Origin of the sequence: Chryseobacterium sp. SORGH_AS_0447 (genome assembly GCF_030818695.1) — a bacterium.
Lineage (GTDB): Bacteria > Bacteroidota > Bacteroidia > Flavobacteriales > Weeksellaceae > Chryseobacterium.
On sequence record NZ_JAUTAR010000001.1, the window covers coordinates 1797040 to 1813309 of the forward strand.

11 protein-coding genes are annotated in these 16270 nt (G+C 35.0%); 6 read left to right on the forward strand and 5 right to left on the reverse strand.

Annotated elements, in window-relative coordinates:
• Position 1 precedes the first annotated feature (1 nt).
• The gene (locus tag QE422_RS08495; RefSeq protein ID WP_307456756.1) at positions 2-3406 is read right to left on the reverse strand and encodes a hypothetical protein; all 3405 of its coding nucleotides are present in this window, start codon (positions 3404-3406) and stop codon (positions 2-4) included.
• A 5-nt stretch (positions 3407-3411) separates the two neighbouring features.
• Entirely contained in the window at positions 3412-5070 is a 1659-nt protein-coding gene (locus tag QE422_RS08500) for a T9SS type A sorting domain-containing protein (protein ID WP_307456758.1), read from the reverse strand.
• A 932-nt stretch (positions 5071-6002) separates the two neighbouring features.
• On the opposite strand from QE422_RS08500, the gene QE422_RS08505 reads away from it, so the two are divergent.
• From QE422_RS08505 to QE422_RS08515, 3 genes are read left to right on the forward strand one after another with little or no spacing between them, the layout of a single operon-like run.
• Positions 6003-8696 (forward strand): DEAD/DEAH box helicase family protein, encoded by a 2694-nt coding sequence (locus QE422_RS08505; protein ID WP_307456761.1) that lies wholly within the window; start codon positions 6003-6005, stop codon positions 8694-8696.
• A 13-nt stretch (positions 8697-8709) separates the two neighbouring features.
• Positions 8710-10146, forward strand: a complete 1437-nt coding sequence (locus tag QE422_RS08510; protein WP_307456765.1) for a class I SAM-dependent DNA methyltransferase — start codon at positions 8710-8712, stop codon at positions 10144-10146.
• Entirely contained in the window at positions 10146-11621 is a 1476-nt protein-coding gene (locus QE422_RS08515) for a restriction endonuclease subunit S (protein ID WP_307456767.1), read from the forward strand. The genes QE422_RS08510 and QE422_RS08515 overlap by 1 nt, the downstream gene beginning before the upstream one ends.
• A 30-nt stretch (positions 11622-11651) precedes the next feature.
• Here the strand turns inward: QE422_RS08515 and QE422_RS08520 are convergent, their stop codons facing one another.
• Positions 11652-12455, reverse strand: coding sequence for a tyrosine-type recombinase/integrase (locus tag QE422_RS08520; RefSeq protein ID WP_072955118.1), 804 nt, complete (start codon positions 12453-12455; stop codon positions 11652-11654).
• 39 nt (positions 12456-12494) lie between these two features.
• Between QE422_RS08520 and QE422_RS08525 the strand changes: the two genes are divergently transcribed.
• Entirely contained in the window at positions 12495-13043 is a 549-nt protein-coding gene (locus QE422_RS08525) for a restriction endonuclease subunit S (RefSeq protein ID WP_307456769.1), read from the forward strand.
• Here the strand turns inward: QE422_RS08525 and QE422_RS08530 are convergent.
• Positions 13038-13799, reverse strand: coding sequence for a restriction endonuclease subunit S (locus QE422_RS08530; protein WP_307456772.1), 762 nt, complete (start codon positions 13797-13799; stop codon positions 13038-13040). The genes QE422_RS08525 and QE422_RS08530 overlap by 6 nt on opposite strands.
• Positions 13800-13961: 162 nt before the next feature.
• Entirely contained in the window at positions 13962-14387 is a 426-nt protein-coding gene (locus tag QE422_RS08535; protein WP_307456775.1) for a hypothetical protein, read from the reverse strand.
• An 807-nt stretch (positions 14388-15194) separates the two neighbouring features.
• On the opposite strand from QE422_RS08535, the gene QE422_RS08540 reads away from it, so the two are divergent.
• On the forward strand, positions 15195-15668 hold the full coding sequence (locus tag QE422_RS08540) for a hypothetical protein (protein ID WP_307456778.1): 474 nt from the start codon (positions 15195-15197) through the stop codon (positions 15666-15668).
• Positions 15669-15862: 194 nt separating this feature from the next.
• Positions 15863-16261, forward strand: coding sequence for a hypothetical protein (locus tag QE422_RS08545; protein ID WP_307456780.1), 399 nt, complete (start codon positions 15863-15865; stop codon positions 16259-16261).
• Positions 16262-16270: the final 9 nt, after the last annotated feature.

Consider the following 16270-nt stretch of genomic DNA (forward strand, 5'->3'; position numbering starts at 1 on the left):
ATTATTGTTTGTAATGATAATTATTCTTTTTGAGCGTCTTTATAAGTTCAGCTCCTGAAGCATTTTTCCCTTTGATATTTCCTTCCTTCAGCCTTCCTGCTGCATCATATACATATATTTCCCTGATACCTGAAACGGGCGTAATGCTGGTTACCCCGATCAGCGGATCATATGTATAGGTTGTTATTTTCTTTCCTGAAAGAGCCGATAATTTTCTGAAATCATTCAGCGCATTTAAAAGAAGACCTTCCTTGTTTGGATCAGAAGCATCATCATTGGAAGCAGAAACAATGGCGTTGGTTGAAACGGTAGCCGTAAGCTGGTCATAGGTGATTCCTTCAATAGTGGCGATTGCTTCGGTCTGATTATAACCCCATATAATAGTTACAGGAGTTCCATCTTTTTCGGTATACTGAACGATATTTCCCTTATCATCATATTTATCATAGGTTACATCCGTGGACATCGTGTTATTCAGTTTATCATACGACTTCTCAGACAATGGCAATACCAGATTTCCGGTCTGTGGTGTAGAAAGAGCTGTCGGATACACCGTTTCTGTTTTGCCCAAAGTTTTGGTAACCCCGCCAACGGTTTGGATCGTCGTGGTTTCCAATGGAATGCCGATCATGTTTTTAGAGATCATCAGCTGGTTGTTTTTTTCGTGGGCGTAGGAGTAAGTGGTATTTTGAATAATCCCTTCCGGGGTACTGTTTTTAGATCCAATGATATTAATAACAGGACTTAAAGAGAGGTCTTGCGTAAATGTATTTGTTGTTTTTGATACAAGAGCAGAACTTCCAACATAATCAGTACGTTCCACTTCATAATTTTGAACATCAGCTGATTCTCCGAAAAAGATTTCTGGAGAAATGGAGTAAACAAATTGTTGAGGACCGTTACTAGGATTTATTAATAAATTTTTTCTGATTTCTAAATTCGCTCCAAAAAAAGCAACTTCAGGGTTGAGACCCGATGTATTGAATCCAAAATTATTATTTTTCCGCGTATCAAAATTATATTTGTTTTTTACCTGCTGCAGAAGATTGCTGTTATTATCAAAAATTTTCTTGCCAAGTAATAATCCATTTTTCCAGCTATTGTAAATATCAGGAAGATCTGTTTGAATAAATGAATAATTACCTTCAAAAGTATTTGAAAATTCATATTCTATACTTCCTTTTCCATTCTGCGTTTCTTTTACATAGGTATATCCCACAATATTGTCCGCTCCGAAGAAGTTTTTTACATTTCCGTTATTGCTTATCTGGTAGTAAAAGTAAGGAAAGACAGGAGGATTGTAGATGTTAGAGTTATTGGATAAGAAGTCCAGATTAAAGATAATCTTTTTTAAATATTGCACAGGACTTTCCAATATCCCTGAACTGATTGTTGTATTTGTTAACGGATCATTTTTCTCATATTTATAATCAATTTTCTTAATCAGGTTATTATTCTCATCCCTGTCCTCTATAGATGCAATACGAAGTCCGCCGACTTTTGCCTCTTCAATAGAAGTATTTTTCTTATCATAGGTATAGGTAACTGCAAAAGAACAGCTGCAATCTCCTAGTCTGTTAAGCTTTAATGTAATAGGCATGCCCGGCATGTTAGGAAGAGTCTTGGTAGTATGGTAAGATGTTGACAATGGGGATTCGGGACTATTGTATGTTGCGGTACCCGTGCAGGAATTTTCTGTTATCACATCATGATCCTGAGGGACGTTATTAAGGCATGTATTTCCATAGGTTAATTTAAACTTTAAATTACTGAAATTATATACAGGATCATTAGCAGGAGGTAAATTAACTGTTGTCTGCATGTATCCTAATGGTGAAACAGATGGATTATTTTCGTAAATAAAAATGTCTTCCTGCCTGTTTTCTATTTCCTCCCTAACTGTTTGGATGGAGTTATTTTGATAAGTAAATGTCTTTTTCCCTCCGGTTGGGTATTTTATGGATTTTAAAACTCCTATTTTAGCATATTCGTTAGAATTTTTGTCTCTTCCATACGGATAGTTATAGGTCTTTGTCCCGTCTATATTGATTAAAACATTTTCAGGCAAAGCGTTTCCGGAAGAAAGATCATCGCTTTTAAGACTGTTTGGCAGATTTCTGATATTACTCTCATTCAACAAAGAATTGATATATCCCCAGTGGTCATCTGACGAACTTCCTCTGATTGGAAACGGAATCGTTTCGTCATATTCAAATGCATACGAATTAGCCTGTAATACATTTTGAACCCCGGTCAGCTTTAATCTGTATTTTTCAGGAATTTCATCAGGATAATTAGAAACAAAATAAGAATAATCAAACTGATATTTCTCAATATCTCTTCCCGCTTTGTTTTTAATATTAATTTCTCTTAATGCAATTCCGTTAACAATATCTTTCCTATAGAGTGCTCCGCCAATAGAATATCCCGCATCGTCATTATAGATAAAATTAACCTCTCCCTCCGGAAATTTAATTTTGGTAATAAGCTTATCAATATGATTTGTAGTATATATTTCCTTTTTATAAGGTGGAACTTCTACCTGTGGGACAGCGCCGCTTGCTGAAGCCTGTATATATGTTTTAAAATAATCCGATTCAACAATATTCTGTTCTGAATAATTGTAGTTTTTATTGTATTCAAAATTTACTTCCTGCCCATCAGTATTAACTATTTTTATCACATAATAGCTGTTAATTCCAGAGGAAGGCAATCCGTCAGGAGAGTTTGTCAGGGTTGCAGAAAAACTTTTGAAATAATATTGCACCCCTTTATCATCAGTGATCAGGAAATTTGAAGCATCAAGTTTCTGAATTTTATTCCTGTCATTTGGAATAGGAATCCCCATATTATTTTTAATAATAAATGATCCGCTGAAATCAGCCAGTGAATATTTATAAATGTCAGGTTTACTGTCTATTCTTCCATCTAAAATTCCCTGAATCAAATCATTATTCTGAAGTGTACTTTCAGGTGTATAACCCGTATAATTACTAATGTTTAATGTGCTTATATTTTGTAATTCACTAAAATTTTTAAAGTATATCGGAAAATTATCATCTTCCAGACCTTTCACACTTTTAAATATGTTCCCCGGAATATTCAGACTCCATCCAAGCCCGATTGTTCCTGCTTGTTCATTGAGTTTTATTCCCCCTGTATTATAGGAAATATTTATAGGAATGTTGACACTGCCAAGTCCTATTGAATAAATAGGCAAAGAGACATTTGCTTTACCTCTGTATAAATCCATAGGAATATCAGCAACTTTACTCAACTGATATGCATTCGCAGAAACGGGAGGCAAAATATTTGTGTTTCTTTGAGGTGTTGCAGTATACTGCCCATAAATAAAATGGCTATTAATAATCGCTAATAGCGCGATACTAACTTTTATTCTCTTCATTTGTCTTATTTTTTAATCAATTTGGCATTCGCCGTTTTATCATTAGTCTTCACCACCACCAGATACGCCCCCTGAATCAAAGGCTGGGTATTGATCTTGGTGATCTTGTTTTTCGTTTTTACCGTTTCAAGCTTTCTTCCGCCCATATCGTATACCGCGATCTCAGCTTCAAATGCTCCTTCTCTCAAGCCCTCAAACCCAAGCTCCACATATACATAATCCGTTACCGGGTTCGGGTAGATCTTAATATCCTGTTTTTCGATCAGCTGGTCAACCTGTCTGTCGCCCAGCTTCACGATCTTCCAGTTTTCTTTTCCCAGTTCCTCTGCGCTTGTTCCTGCGAGTATGATTGATCCGTCACGGTTCAGCTTAATATCAGATAACCGTTCCTCTTTTTTTCGGGATTCTCCCTTTACGTGCTTTCTCCACTGCTCATTTCCGTTCTGGTCGAGATACAGCATCCAGAAAGTCTCGTCATCATTTTCAATCCTTCCTTCCGCCTGTGTGTAACCGCCCAATAGAATTCCTTTAGACTTCCCATCTCCATCTTCCTGCTTCCCGGCAATAACGCTCATCCCCATCAGAACATCCCTGTTTTTGAAGTTATAAGATTTCTGCCACTGCTCATTTCCGTTTAAATCAATAGCCACCAACCATAAATCGGTTCCTTTTTCAATACCAACGGACTTATTTCCCGATCTTTCCGATCTGGATTCCCCACCGATCAGGTAGCCTGTTGAAGTCAGTGCCAGTGTTCTTAGATGATCGTCGCCTTTTCCTCCGAAATTCTTTTCCCATTCCACTTTTCCGTCTTTCGAAAGTTTCACGATCCAGTAATCGCCTTCGCCAAAATTGTTGCTTGTTTTTGGCTGATAGTTGATGGTTTTACTACTTCCAGCCTCTGCCTTCCCGCTTCCTGCCAAAGCCCCGCTTCTGGAATAGATCCCTAATAAGGCACCTCCATCTTTAGTGGGAATCATTTTTTCCACTTCGTCTACCCCTTTGCCTCCAAATACCAATTGGGATAATTCCTTCCCGTTTTTATCTAACCGTACCACCAGAACATCTTTCGAGCCGTAGCCTTTCGGTGAGTTCTGCACATTGCCAACGACAAAGAACCCCATATCGGTGGTCTGGATCACCGCCCGCGCTTCTTCATCCGCGGCACTGCCTATGGTTTTCTGCCATAGTTCATCGCCAAATTCGTTGATGCGGATCAGCCAGAAATCCGATCCGCCTTTGGAATCGTCTTTTTTATCCAGTCCTTTTCCGCTATAGGAAATTCCGGCAAGAAGAAATCCTCCTTCCTGAGTGTTAACCGTTGCTGAAAGAAAATCATGGTTTTTCCCTGAGAAATATTTTTCCCAGACCTCTTCGCCCTGCTGGTTCAGCTTAACCAGATGGAAATCGTAGCCGTTGTTCTGCTGCGAGGAGGCAGAAGGCAGACCGGAGGTTGTAGGAGAGCTGCCGCCTGTGATCTTTTGGCTGTTACCCCGAATGCTGCTTCCGGTAATTAAATACTGCTGATCGATGGTCGTGGTGACCTGTGAGAGAAAGTCCTGCGTAGAAGACCGGATGTCTTTCTGCCAGACTACTTCCTGAGCGGAAGAAAAACCACCCAAGAGTACGCATAGTAGAAATGCGCCTACATAATTTTTTTTCATTGTAAATATCAAATTTTAAGTTACTAATATATTTTTAATTGTGAGTTGTTCGCAATCCGTAAAAACCCCATATTTTGAGTATGGATTTAGCCAAATTATTCTAGCTTGATCGATTGTTTATTTCCATTTTGCTTGTTTTAAATATTATTTTTTTGTTCCTGGCAGCAAAAATAAATTCGCAGAACGACAGAAGGTGTCGTATTTTATTGAAATGTATTTCAACTGCAAAAAAATCTTTAGGTGTAATAATAAAGAAAGGCGCAGAGTTGAAGCCAATCAGTAACAGAGGCACTCGGATGCCCTACAACCAGATGTGACTTACAACCCGCGCCATATAGATGCACGGGCGTAAGCCTATCATTTTCAGGTTGTATAGAAGATTCCGAGTTTTCTGTTACCTTAATGATAGAAACTTACGCTTGTTTCGTTAAAATTATGTTTCAAATGTAAGTAATATTTCTTAAAATGAAATCACCGTATTTTTACGGTAATTTTTGGTTTTAAGTTTAGCCAAACCAATAAAAGTCAAAATAATATTTAAAATTTATATTTGTGATAGTAATATTACTTAAATCTAAAATCAAGCTAGTGATTTGGAAAAAATAAATGGCTTTTTAATATTTTTTTATTATAAAATTCTGCGAAATTAGGCATAATTACTCCTTAAATTGACCTCTAGAATTTCAAAAATGATTTCATAATAAAAAAAGAAGTTTTGAAGATCAAACTTATAATAGTACAATATCCGTATATTTTATAGGAAAACTATTCTCAGTGTAGGTTCTAAGAATATTTTGAGAATAAGAAATTAAAAATAATATTTTTATGCTAACTGATTTTTTATTTGGCAATAAAGAATAATAGTAAATTATATGAAATTAACTATTTTTGTACATAACTTCCGATAATATAAATTATATAGAAGTAAATAAATGACACCAGAACAAAAAGCAAGAGAAATTATCAATCGTATGCTTAATGAATCTGGGTGGGAAATTGTCAAAAGAGACCATTACTCACCCAATATTTCTGCTGTGGCAATCGAAGAAGGGATTTTAAAAGGAAGTCTTGAAGCCGATTATCTTCTATTTATTAATGGTAAAGCTATAGGTATTCTTGAAGCAAAAAAAGAAGAATGTCGGCTATCTAATATTGTGATGAAGCAAGCTGAAATATATACTAAAAGGTTGCCTGCTTGGTGTTCTTACTGGTATCAGCCGTTGCCCATCATTTATTTATCAAACGGTAAGGAAATATTATTTAGAAATATTAATAATCTTGATGAAGATTATCTGACAGTCCCTCGTATCCATTCGCCAAAAGAGATTGTAAAAATGCTTGGAATTGAAGATGAGTATGCAGGTCTGCCTTCACTCCAAAAAAAGGGACTAAGAGACTGTCAATATGAAGCAATTACTGAATTGGAATCAAGTTTCAGATTAGGTCAAGCCCGTGCGTTAATGGTACTTGCAACAGGGGCAGGAAAAACTTTTACGGCTTGTATGGCTGCTTACAGACTACTTTCTTATACGCCGATTAAGAGGGTTTTGTTTCTTGTTGACAGAAACAATTTAGGCAGACAGGCAGAAGGAGAATTTGGCACATTCCGGCTTACAGAAACAGGAGAACCATTTAATACGATTTTTACAACAGAGCGATTAAAATCTGCTAAAATCCCCAAAGATGCAAATGTCGTTATTTCAACCATTCAAAGACTTTTTGCGCTACTTGCAGGGCAGGAATTAAATGATAACGATGATGATGAATCATATAATGAAGATGGAAAAGAAATACAAATAGGTGCAAACTTAAATCTTCCTCCTGACTTTTTTGATTTAATCATTATTGATGAATGCCACCGTTCAATTTATGGAAATTGGCGACAAGTTTTGGAATATTTTAAATCAGCAAAGATGGTTGGTCTTACCGCTACACCAGCTCCCGAAACAAAAGCGTTTTTCAATAGCAATATCATTGTAAATTATACCCTTGAAAAATCTATTGCTGATGGAATCAATGTTGATTATCGTGTGTTCCGTATTAAAACTCAAGCTACAGAAAATGGAGGGGCTGTAAAAGAAGGAGAAAATATAACTCAGATAACAAAATATTCCGGTAAAGTAGAAGATATAAGAACTTCAGAAGAAAAAACATATACTTCTACAGAGCTCAATCGTAGTATTGTTAATCCTTCGCAAATTAAACTTATTTTAGAAACTTATCGTGATTCTATATATGATGAGCTGTATCCTGATAGAGAGCCTCAATTAGAGTATATTCCTAAAACTCTGATTTTTGCTTTGAATGATGCTCACGCAACCAATATAGTCCGAATTGCGAAAGATATATTTCCTAACCAATCTGAAAATTTTATACAAAAAATCACCTATTCTGCAGGAGACAGCAATCAGTTGATAAGAAGTTTTAGAAATGACAAAGATTTCCGAATTGCTGTTACCGTGACATTGGTAGCGACAGGAACGGATGTGAAACCGTTGGAAGTTGTTATGTTTATGCGGGATGTAGAATCGGATGCACTTTATACACAGATGAAAGGTCGTGGTGTAAGAACCATAGGAGACGAACAACTTCGCAATGTAACTCCCAACGCAGTCAGTAAAGACCTTTTCTTTTTGGTAGATGCAGTCGGAGTAACAGAACACGAAATGCAGGTTACTCGTCCTGGTGCAGATATACCGCCGCCCAATATGTCTTTAAGAATATTATTAGAGCGTATTACGCACGGAGATTTGTCGGATGATAATTTAAGACTCTTGGCAAGTCGTTTATCACGAATCAATATTAAATCAGATGATAAACAACGCCAAAAATTCACAGATTTAGCAAGAATCGAGATGAAAGATTTGGCAGTACAAATATTTAATGCTTTAGAAGAAGGAATATTAGAGCCTTTTATTGAGGTTAATAATCCTAATCTTACTCGAAAAGGTCTTGTTAGTCCTCTTACGCATAATCCGAAAGCAAGACAATATCTGTTAGAATTGAATGCAGGATTTATATCCATTTTGCAACCAGGAGAAGATAATTTAATTGAAAAAGGATTTTCAATTGAAGAAGCTCAGAAGACCACCCAGGCATTTGAAGATTATGTTAATTCTCATAAAGACGAGATTGAAGCTTTACGTATCATTTACAATAATACCAATGAGCCGATTACTTATAAAATGTTGAAGGAGCTACGAGAAAAACTAATTCACACTAGCAACAAATTTAATCCTATTCTACTATGGAATACCTATTCCGTCTTAGACCCAGCTCACGTTGTCTCATTTCGTTCGAAAGATGAAAAAGATGCGCTAACGAATATTATTCAATTGGTGCGTTTTGCTTTTAAACAAAGCCCGGATTTACGTTCTTTATCATCAATGGCTGCAAGTCGCTTTGAGCTTTGGTGCGGGCAAAACCAACGACCATTGACGGACACTCAAAAAGAGATTATCCGTAATGTTGTCAATTATATTGTAGCCAATGGAAGTTGCAATATGAACGATATTAAAGAGGAAGATAAGCCTTTAGTTGCTCAAATGGTAAGAGATTTTGGTACTGCAGATTCTGTAAATACTGCAATCATCTCACTTTCACAATTCATACTAAAAGCTGCTTAAAATAAAATTATTAATGGCAAAAAAAACAGTTGCGACCGAGCAGTCGCTTACGAAAAAAGTCTGGAATTTAGCTACCATTCTTTCATCACAAGGTGTTGGCTTCACCGATTATATTACACAGTTAACTTATCTTTTATTTCTTAAGATGGACAACGAAAATGTTGAAATTTTCGGAGAGGAATCTGCTATTCCAGATGGTTACCGCTGGAATGATTTAACTGAACTGGATGGACTTGATTTAATCGACCATTACGAGAAAACCTTAAAATTATTGAGTCAGGAAGACAACCTGATAGGAACAATTTATACAAAAGCCCAAAATAAAATTGATAAACCAGTATATCTCAAAAAAGTCATAACACTTATTGATGAAGAGAATTGGTTGTCGATGGATGGAGATGTTAAAGGTGCGATTTATGAAAGTATTCTTGAGAAAAACGGACAAGACAAGAAAAGTGGTGCTGGGCAATACTTTACTCCACGACCACTAATTAATACAATGGTTGAAGTTACTCGTCCGCAAATTGGAGAAACGGTCTGCGATCCTGCTTGTGGTACTGGTGGTTTTCTTCTTGCTGCTTACGATTATATGAAAGAGCAGTCGCAAGATAAAGAAAAACGGGCTTTCCTGAGGGATAAAGCATTGCACGGAAACGACAATACACCTCTTGTTGTTACCCTCGCTTCAATGAATTTATATCTGCACGGAATTGGCACGGAACGAAGTCCGATAGAATGCTGTGATTCATTAGAAAAAGAACCGGATACATTAGTAGATGTAGTACTTGCTAATCCTCCATTCGGGAATAGACCTGCTGGTTCTACAGATATTGCTGCTATGCGAACCGATTTGTATGTTTCCACGAGCAATAACCAGCTGAATTTTATGCAACAAATTATGCTGATGCTCAAAAATGGCGGAAGAGCAGCAGTGGTATTGCCGGATAACGTATTGTTTGAAGGCGGCGCAGGGGAAACGATTCGAAAAAAATTACTTACTGAATTTAATCTTCATACCATTCTTCGCTTACCTACAGGTATTTTTTATGCCAATGGTGTCAAAGCAAATGTATTGTTTTTTTCAAAAGGGAATAAAACCAATGAAACGTGGTATTACGATTACCGCACCAATGTAAAACATACATTGGCAACCAATCCTATGCGCCGTCAGCATTTAGATGATTTTATAAAATGCTACAATGCTGAAAATATTAATAGAAGAATAGAAACTTATTCCAAAGAAAATCCATCCGGTCGCTGGCGGAAATTTACTTCAGCAGAATTATTAGTAAGAGACAAAACCAGCCTAGATATAACTTGGATTAAAACAGGAGAAGATACTGTAGATATGTCGCTTGCCGAATTGTTGTTACAAATTGAAGAGAAAAGTTCCAATATATCAAGAGCGGTAACTTCATTAAAAGAAATAATCGGCAAAATAGAGGAATAATGGATACGAAGAAATTAAGACAAAAAATCCTCGATTTAGCGATACGTGGAAAATTAGTTCCTCAGGACCCAAATGATGAACCTGCTTCTGTACTTATTGAAAAAATACGCGCAGAAAAAGAACAGTTAATCAAAGAAAAAAAGATTAAGCGAGATAAGAACGAATCATACATTTACTGTTCCGATAAATCATATTACGAGAAGTTCGCAGACGGAACCGTGAAATGCATTGATGACCATATACCGTTTGAGATACCGGAGAGTTGGGAGTGGTGTAGGTTGGGAAGTGTAGTTTCTTTAATTTCTGGACAAGATTTTCCACCAGATAAATACAATTCTAATGAAGACGGAATACCTTATATAATTGGTGCAAGCAATATTTTTGACGGTAAATTACAAATCAATCGTTGGACTACAACCCCAAGTGTTTTTGCAGGTAAAGGTGATTTACTGTTAGTATGTAAAGGTGCAGGTGTGGGAAAAATGTGTTTATGTGATTTACCAAAAGCACATATTGCAAGGCAAATTCAATCTATTAGAGTATATAATAATCACATAAGCATAGAATATATTAAACAAGTTCTTGATTGTAGGATCGAAGATATAACATCTAAAGCAAATGGTCTAATACCTGGATTAAATAGAGAATTAATTCTTAATTTTTTTATACCAATTCCTCCTGTCGATGAACAAAAAAAAATAAATCAAAATATTATATCGTCTTTTGAGTTGATTAATAGTATCAACAGAAATAAACTTGATTTGTCTAAAATCATTAATCAAGCCAAATCAAAAATCCTAGACCTTGCCATCCGTGGCAAACTCGTCCCGCAAGACCCAAACGATGAGCCAGCTTCCGTACTGCTTGAGCGTATAAAAGCAGAGCATCCTGAAAGCAAAAAGAAGGCTAAATACACAAGGGATAACTCACATTATCCCTTTGAGATCCCAAAATCTTGGGAATGGTCAACCATTGGAGAGATATCACAACATAACACAGGTAAAACTCTGCATAAAGGTCGGAATTCTGGTACTCCATATCAATACATTACTACTTCAAATCTTTATTGGGATTCTTTTGTATTAGACAATCTGAAAGAAATGCCTTTTGAAGAGAGAGAGTTAGATAAATTTTCTGCGATTAAAGGAGATCTCTTAATTTGCGAAGGTGGAGATGGTGGACGTTCTGCTATATGGACTGAAGAGTACGCTATTTGTTTTCAAAATCATATTCATAGAGTTAGACCATTTTGTGATATAAAATCAAAGTATATCTATTTTTTTATGCTTTATTCTTCATTAAAAGGAAGTATTAATGATTACAAAAAAGGAATAGGAATTCAAAGCCTATCAAGTAGCTCATTAGCTTCTATTAGGTTGTCATTACCTCCAATAGAAGAACAAAAACGAATCGTTAAAAAAATTGAAGACATTTTCGCTTCACTTAATGAAATAGCAAATTCAATTAAAGCGTAAGCCTAAAAACTTACGCCTTAAATTTTATTGTTACCAATTCACAATTTTGTCAACAATGGCTTGTTGTTCACTTGCGGTACGGCGAAGATAAATTCTGGTCGTTTCTATGCTTTCGTGTCCCATAAGGTCAGCAAGCAGTGCTATGTCATTAAATCTATCTAAAAAGTTTTTGGCAAATCGATGGCGAAAAGAATGTGGATATACTACATTTACATTCAAACCATATTTTGAAGCAAAATGTTTCAACTGTTGAGATATTCCACGGGTTGTAATTCTTTCTCCAAAACGATTGAGAAATATATATCCGGATTTTATACTTTTTGTTTCTAACCATTTGATAGCTTCTGCACGAAGATTTTTAGGTATATATAAACGTCGGATTTTCCCTCCTTTTGTGTACATATCAAGATGTCCTATTTGAACGTGTTCTGCTTTTATCTGCAACAATTCACTGACCCGAGCTCCGGTTGCAGTTAAAAACCAAACAACAAAATACCACTCAATGTTTCCATCAGCTTTTAACTTTGTTTTGAAAAACTTGTAATCTGCATCACTAATGACGTTTTCGAGAAAATTTTTCTGTTGAACCTTAACAAATTTGAGCTTCAACCTATCTTTTTTGATAAATTCTAAATACTTGTTCATTGCTTGCAAACGCAGATTCACTGTTTGTGGTTTAAAATGTTCGATTAGAAATCCTTTGTAAGCCAAAAGGTTTTCTTTGTTTACTGCCCCATATTGGGTAAGAAAGTGATTTACCGTCCATACGTACGACGTAATTGTGTTTTCTGCCAAGTCATTTTTACTTAGTGATTTTTTAAAGTCTGTTACCATTATTCTATTAATTTTTTAAAATAAGACAACAAATTTATCTTGGCTATCTCACATTATCAGAACTTGCCTCAAGGATGGACAGAATGCACATTAGAAAGTATCGGCTCTTGGTCTTCTGGAGCAACTCCAAATCGCTCAAATAAAATGTATTATAAAAACGGAACGATTAGTTGGTTGAAAACTGGCGACCTAAATGATAGCTATATTGATTATATACCAGAGAAGATAACCGACTTAGCCCTTAAAGAATGCTCAGTTAGGTTAAATCCAAAAAATAGCGTATTGATTGCAATGTATGGCGCAACTATTGGGAAGATTGGTATTCTAAATATACCAGCTGCTACAAATCAAGCTTGTTGTACCTGCATGACATATTCAGGTATTTATAATAAATTTCTTTTTTATCTTTTGATGGCTAAGAAGAAAATTTTGCAAATGAAGGCAGAAGGCGGGGCACAACCCAATATTTCAAAGGAGAAAATTACTAATTTTCCTATTCTATTACCTCCAAGTCAAGAACAAATTCGAATAGTCCAAGCCATTGAAAACTTATTTCAACGATTAGATAACATAGCAGCAGAATTATAATTCTGCTGCTATGTTATCTAGTACCTCAAAAAGTTGATCAATCTTTGAAACAATTTCATTCTGTTCTTTTAAAGAACAGATAGGAACATAGGTATTACGAATATTTTCTAAATGTAAATTTGGAACACCTATACCTTTAAGGTTTGCTTTGAATTGTTCTTGAACAAATAAAGATGACATAATATGTCGCAAATAGTATGGGTTGATTTTATTTTGGAAAGTACGAAGTAATGCCAAACTCACATATATGTCAAAAATATAATCACAATCAACAACTGCTGAAAAACCTGTTGTCCCATTTTTAGCAAGTAGGATATCGCCTTTCTGAGGAGCCAATCGTGCATATAATTGTTTGTGAAGAAACTCTGGAATGTACATTACATTTTCCCAATCAATTTTACCTGAGGTTACATTTTTTGATGATAGAAAAATATAACCTTCATCAGAATACGTTGGTGTTTGATGTGTCCCATCTGTTATGATGGAACAAATATCTACTAACTTGCACCAACTCCAATTTTCAGGTATCTCAAAGGGCAAGTTCTGATAATGTGAGTTATCCCTTGTGTATTTAGCCTTCTTTTTGCTTTCAGGATGCTCCGATTTTATGCGTTCAAGCAGTACGGAAGCTGGCTCATCGTTTGGATCCTGAGGAACAAGTTTGCCACGAATGGCAAGGTCGAGGATTTTGGATTTTGTTTTTTGTATATAAGAAGATAAATGACTCTCATCATTCACAATGCCATCAACAATCAAAAATAATTTTGATATACTTGAGAGAATTTTAGATATTTCTTCTAGGGGTGGAAGTGCAATAAGATAATCTCCTATAATATCTTTTCCGACACGTTGCTGTCCTACGGCTCCAGAAAAATTTGAATTAATTCTCTATTTAATCTTCAATTTGCACCATTTGCTTTAGATGTTATATCTTATCCCATTTGAAATAAAGTTTTCCGTCTTTGATACGTATAAGGCATATTCTGAAATAATAGGAAAAATAATGGGGCGAAATATGTGTAATTCTGTAGTTCCTGCACCATAATTATTATACAAGTTTTTAAATACTACAGATTTTCTATTTTCAAAACAAGGTGTAATTTTAGCTATACCCAGATCATTGTTTTGAAAATGTGTAAATCCTAATCTTATGTCTCTCCATTGTCGTCTATCAAATTTAACTTCATTTGCATATCCATCCTTTATATAGGCCATAGGAACAAAAGAAACTTCAACATCTTCTTCTATTGTGTTTTTGGGATTAATTTGGAAAAGATTTCTCCATCTACACCACTCCCAACTCTCCGGTATCTCAAACGGTATATGGTCATCAATGCATTTCACGGTTCCGTCTGCGAACTTCTCGTAATATGATTTATGGATTGTAATCTTAAAATATAAGTAATTGATTTAGAGGAATTTAATATTGTTTCACTTTTTAATAATTAAAAATATTTAAATGCTGGATAATTATATAAATATCATTATAGCAAAAAATATTAAATTTATAAAGTGACTTAAAAAGTAATCAAATGTTACAATACTTAGTACGTACTCTTTTATGTACTTCTTTTGTACACCTTAATCTTTATAATACCTTCTAAATAAAGTTGTTTCTACTTTCTGCATCGGCAAGTAGTTTCGCAAACTAAAATTAATCAAAATAAATCATGTAATATCATTGATTATTAGGGTGTTATAATATAACATAGCAGTGGCAATTGCATGTAGTTTGATCTATTTTGTCATTATTTATCCCTCAAAGTTGTAATATTTTATTTTTTGTAACGTGCCGGGAAAACTTTTATTCTATAACAAAGGGTATCGAGGTTCAGTATTTATTCCTTTTAATTACCAATAACATCGATTAGACTTGATTATTGCTTTAAATTATTGGCTTTGTTATAAATTTCGCTGTTACTCTCCTTAAGGAAATTTAAATAAGTAGTTTACTCTTATATATATTATTGTTCAGAATTTTAAAAACTTTTTATGGTCTGTCAAAGCAATTTTATCAAGCTTACTTTATCCAGAGGGTGAATTTATTTGAAGATAACCCTGATCTCTGAAACGAAGACGTGATCTTCGTAAAAAAATTATAGTATCCGTCATGATAAATCCTTAAGTTTATGATGATAAATTACATGACACATGACTGTAAAAATCAAATTTAAAAAATCTGAGATTTTGGCAAACATCCTGTTAAACCTTGCCGGGCTTTGTATAGGCGGTATTATTATATTTCATAACAATACTTTAATATCCGGAAAGAATTTGATTATTAAAATCATTGTATTTGCAGGAATCACGGCACTTATTTTTAATCTCTGGATATACGTTCATCGTTATGTAAAAAGTTTAAACAATGTATCTGCATTTGAAATTGATGAGCTTGGAATCTACAATAATATATCCAAGCATACCTTTATAAACTGGAATGAAATCTCATGTTGTAGAATGAAAACAGTTCAAATGTCAAGTGGGAGACATTCTAAAATCCTGATCCATACTTACAATCCGTCACTTTCCATGACCATCAATACTGACTTATTGGATATTGATAAGAATAAATTACTGGATATCCTTAATCAAAAAAATGACCTCAATAAATCATTTTATTCTTAACATCAATTTCAAATGAGAAATCCCTGATTACATTGAAAGCCCTTTGCCATATTTTACCTGCTTTTATATTGAGCTGTTTCCTAAGCTGCAAGGAAGATCATGCTCAAAATCTTAGGAGCAGAACAAGTTTTCCGGAAATTAAGGAAATCAGAGTAAATCAGGGCCAGATATTTCTCACCTTTTTAGATTCTCTGGTGAAACTTTCTGACACAGCATTTAATGAAACAGGTATTAAGTCTGTAAATAAGAAATATGTAAATCAATTGCCGTTGGTAATGTATGATCCGATCAGAGAGGAAAACAGGCAGGATATCATCATGCAGTATTACAAAAATAATGAGACATCTTCTGAAGTGGAATCGGGAATTGTAATACTCATTCCCCCAAAAATTACAGATTCTTTGGTAATTGCAGATTTTACACATTATTTTGGGGATCTTACAGATGAAAAACCCCTTATAGGAATTACGGAACAGCCTCTTCCCGTACGTATAAAGATTTCTTCAGACAGAGAAATTAAGTTAACCTTTAAAAATAATGCCAACAGAGACGGGGCAGGCGTTACCAGGGTTGAGATCTTAAATTACCGATAATTAATTCTG

Bases quoted from the DNA above. Each gene is read 5' to 3' on its own strand.
- QE422_RS08515 (WP_307456767.1), top strand. From the start codon at position 10,146: ATGGATACGAAGAAATTAAGACAAAAAATCCTCGATTTAGCGATACGT.
- QE422_RS08500 (WP_307456758.1), bottom strand. From the start codon at position 5,070: ATGAAAAAAAATTATGTAGGCGCATTTCTACTATGCGTACTCTTGGGT.
- QE422_RS08510 (WP_307456765.1), top strand. From the start codon at position 8,710: ATGGCAAAAAAAACAGTTGCGACCGAGCAGTCGCTTACGAAAAAAGTC.
- QE422_RS08505 (WP_307456761.1), top strand. From the start codon at position 6,003: ATGACACCAGAACAAAAAGCAAGAGAAATTATCAATCGTATGCTTAAT.
- QE422_RS08520 (WP_072955118.1), bottom strand. From the start codon at position 12,455: ATGGTAACAGACTTTAAAAAATCACTAAGTAAAAATGACTTGGCAGAA.
- QE422_RS08495 (WP_307456756.1), bottom strand. From the start codon at position 3,406: ATGAAGAGAATAAAAGTTAGTATCGCGCTATTAGCGATTATTAATAGC.
- QE422_RS08540 (WP_307456778.1), top strand. From the start codon at position 15,195: ATGACTGTAAAAATCAAATTTAAAAAATCTGAGATTTTGGCAAACATC.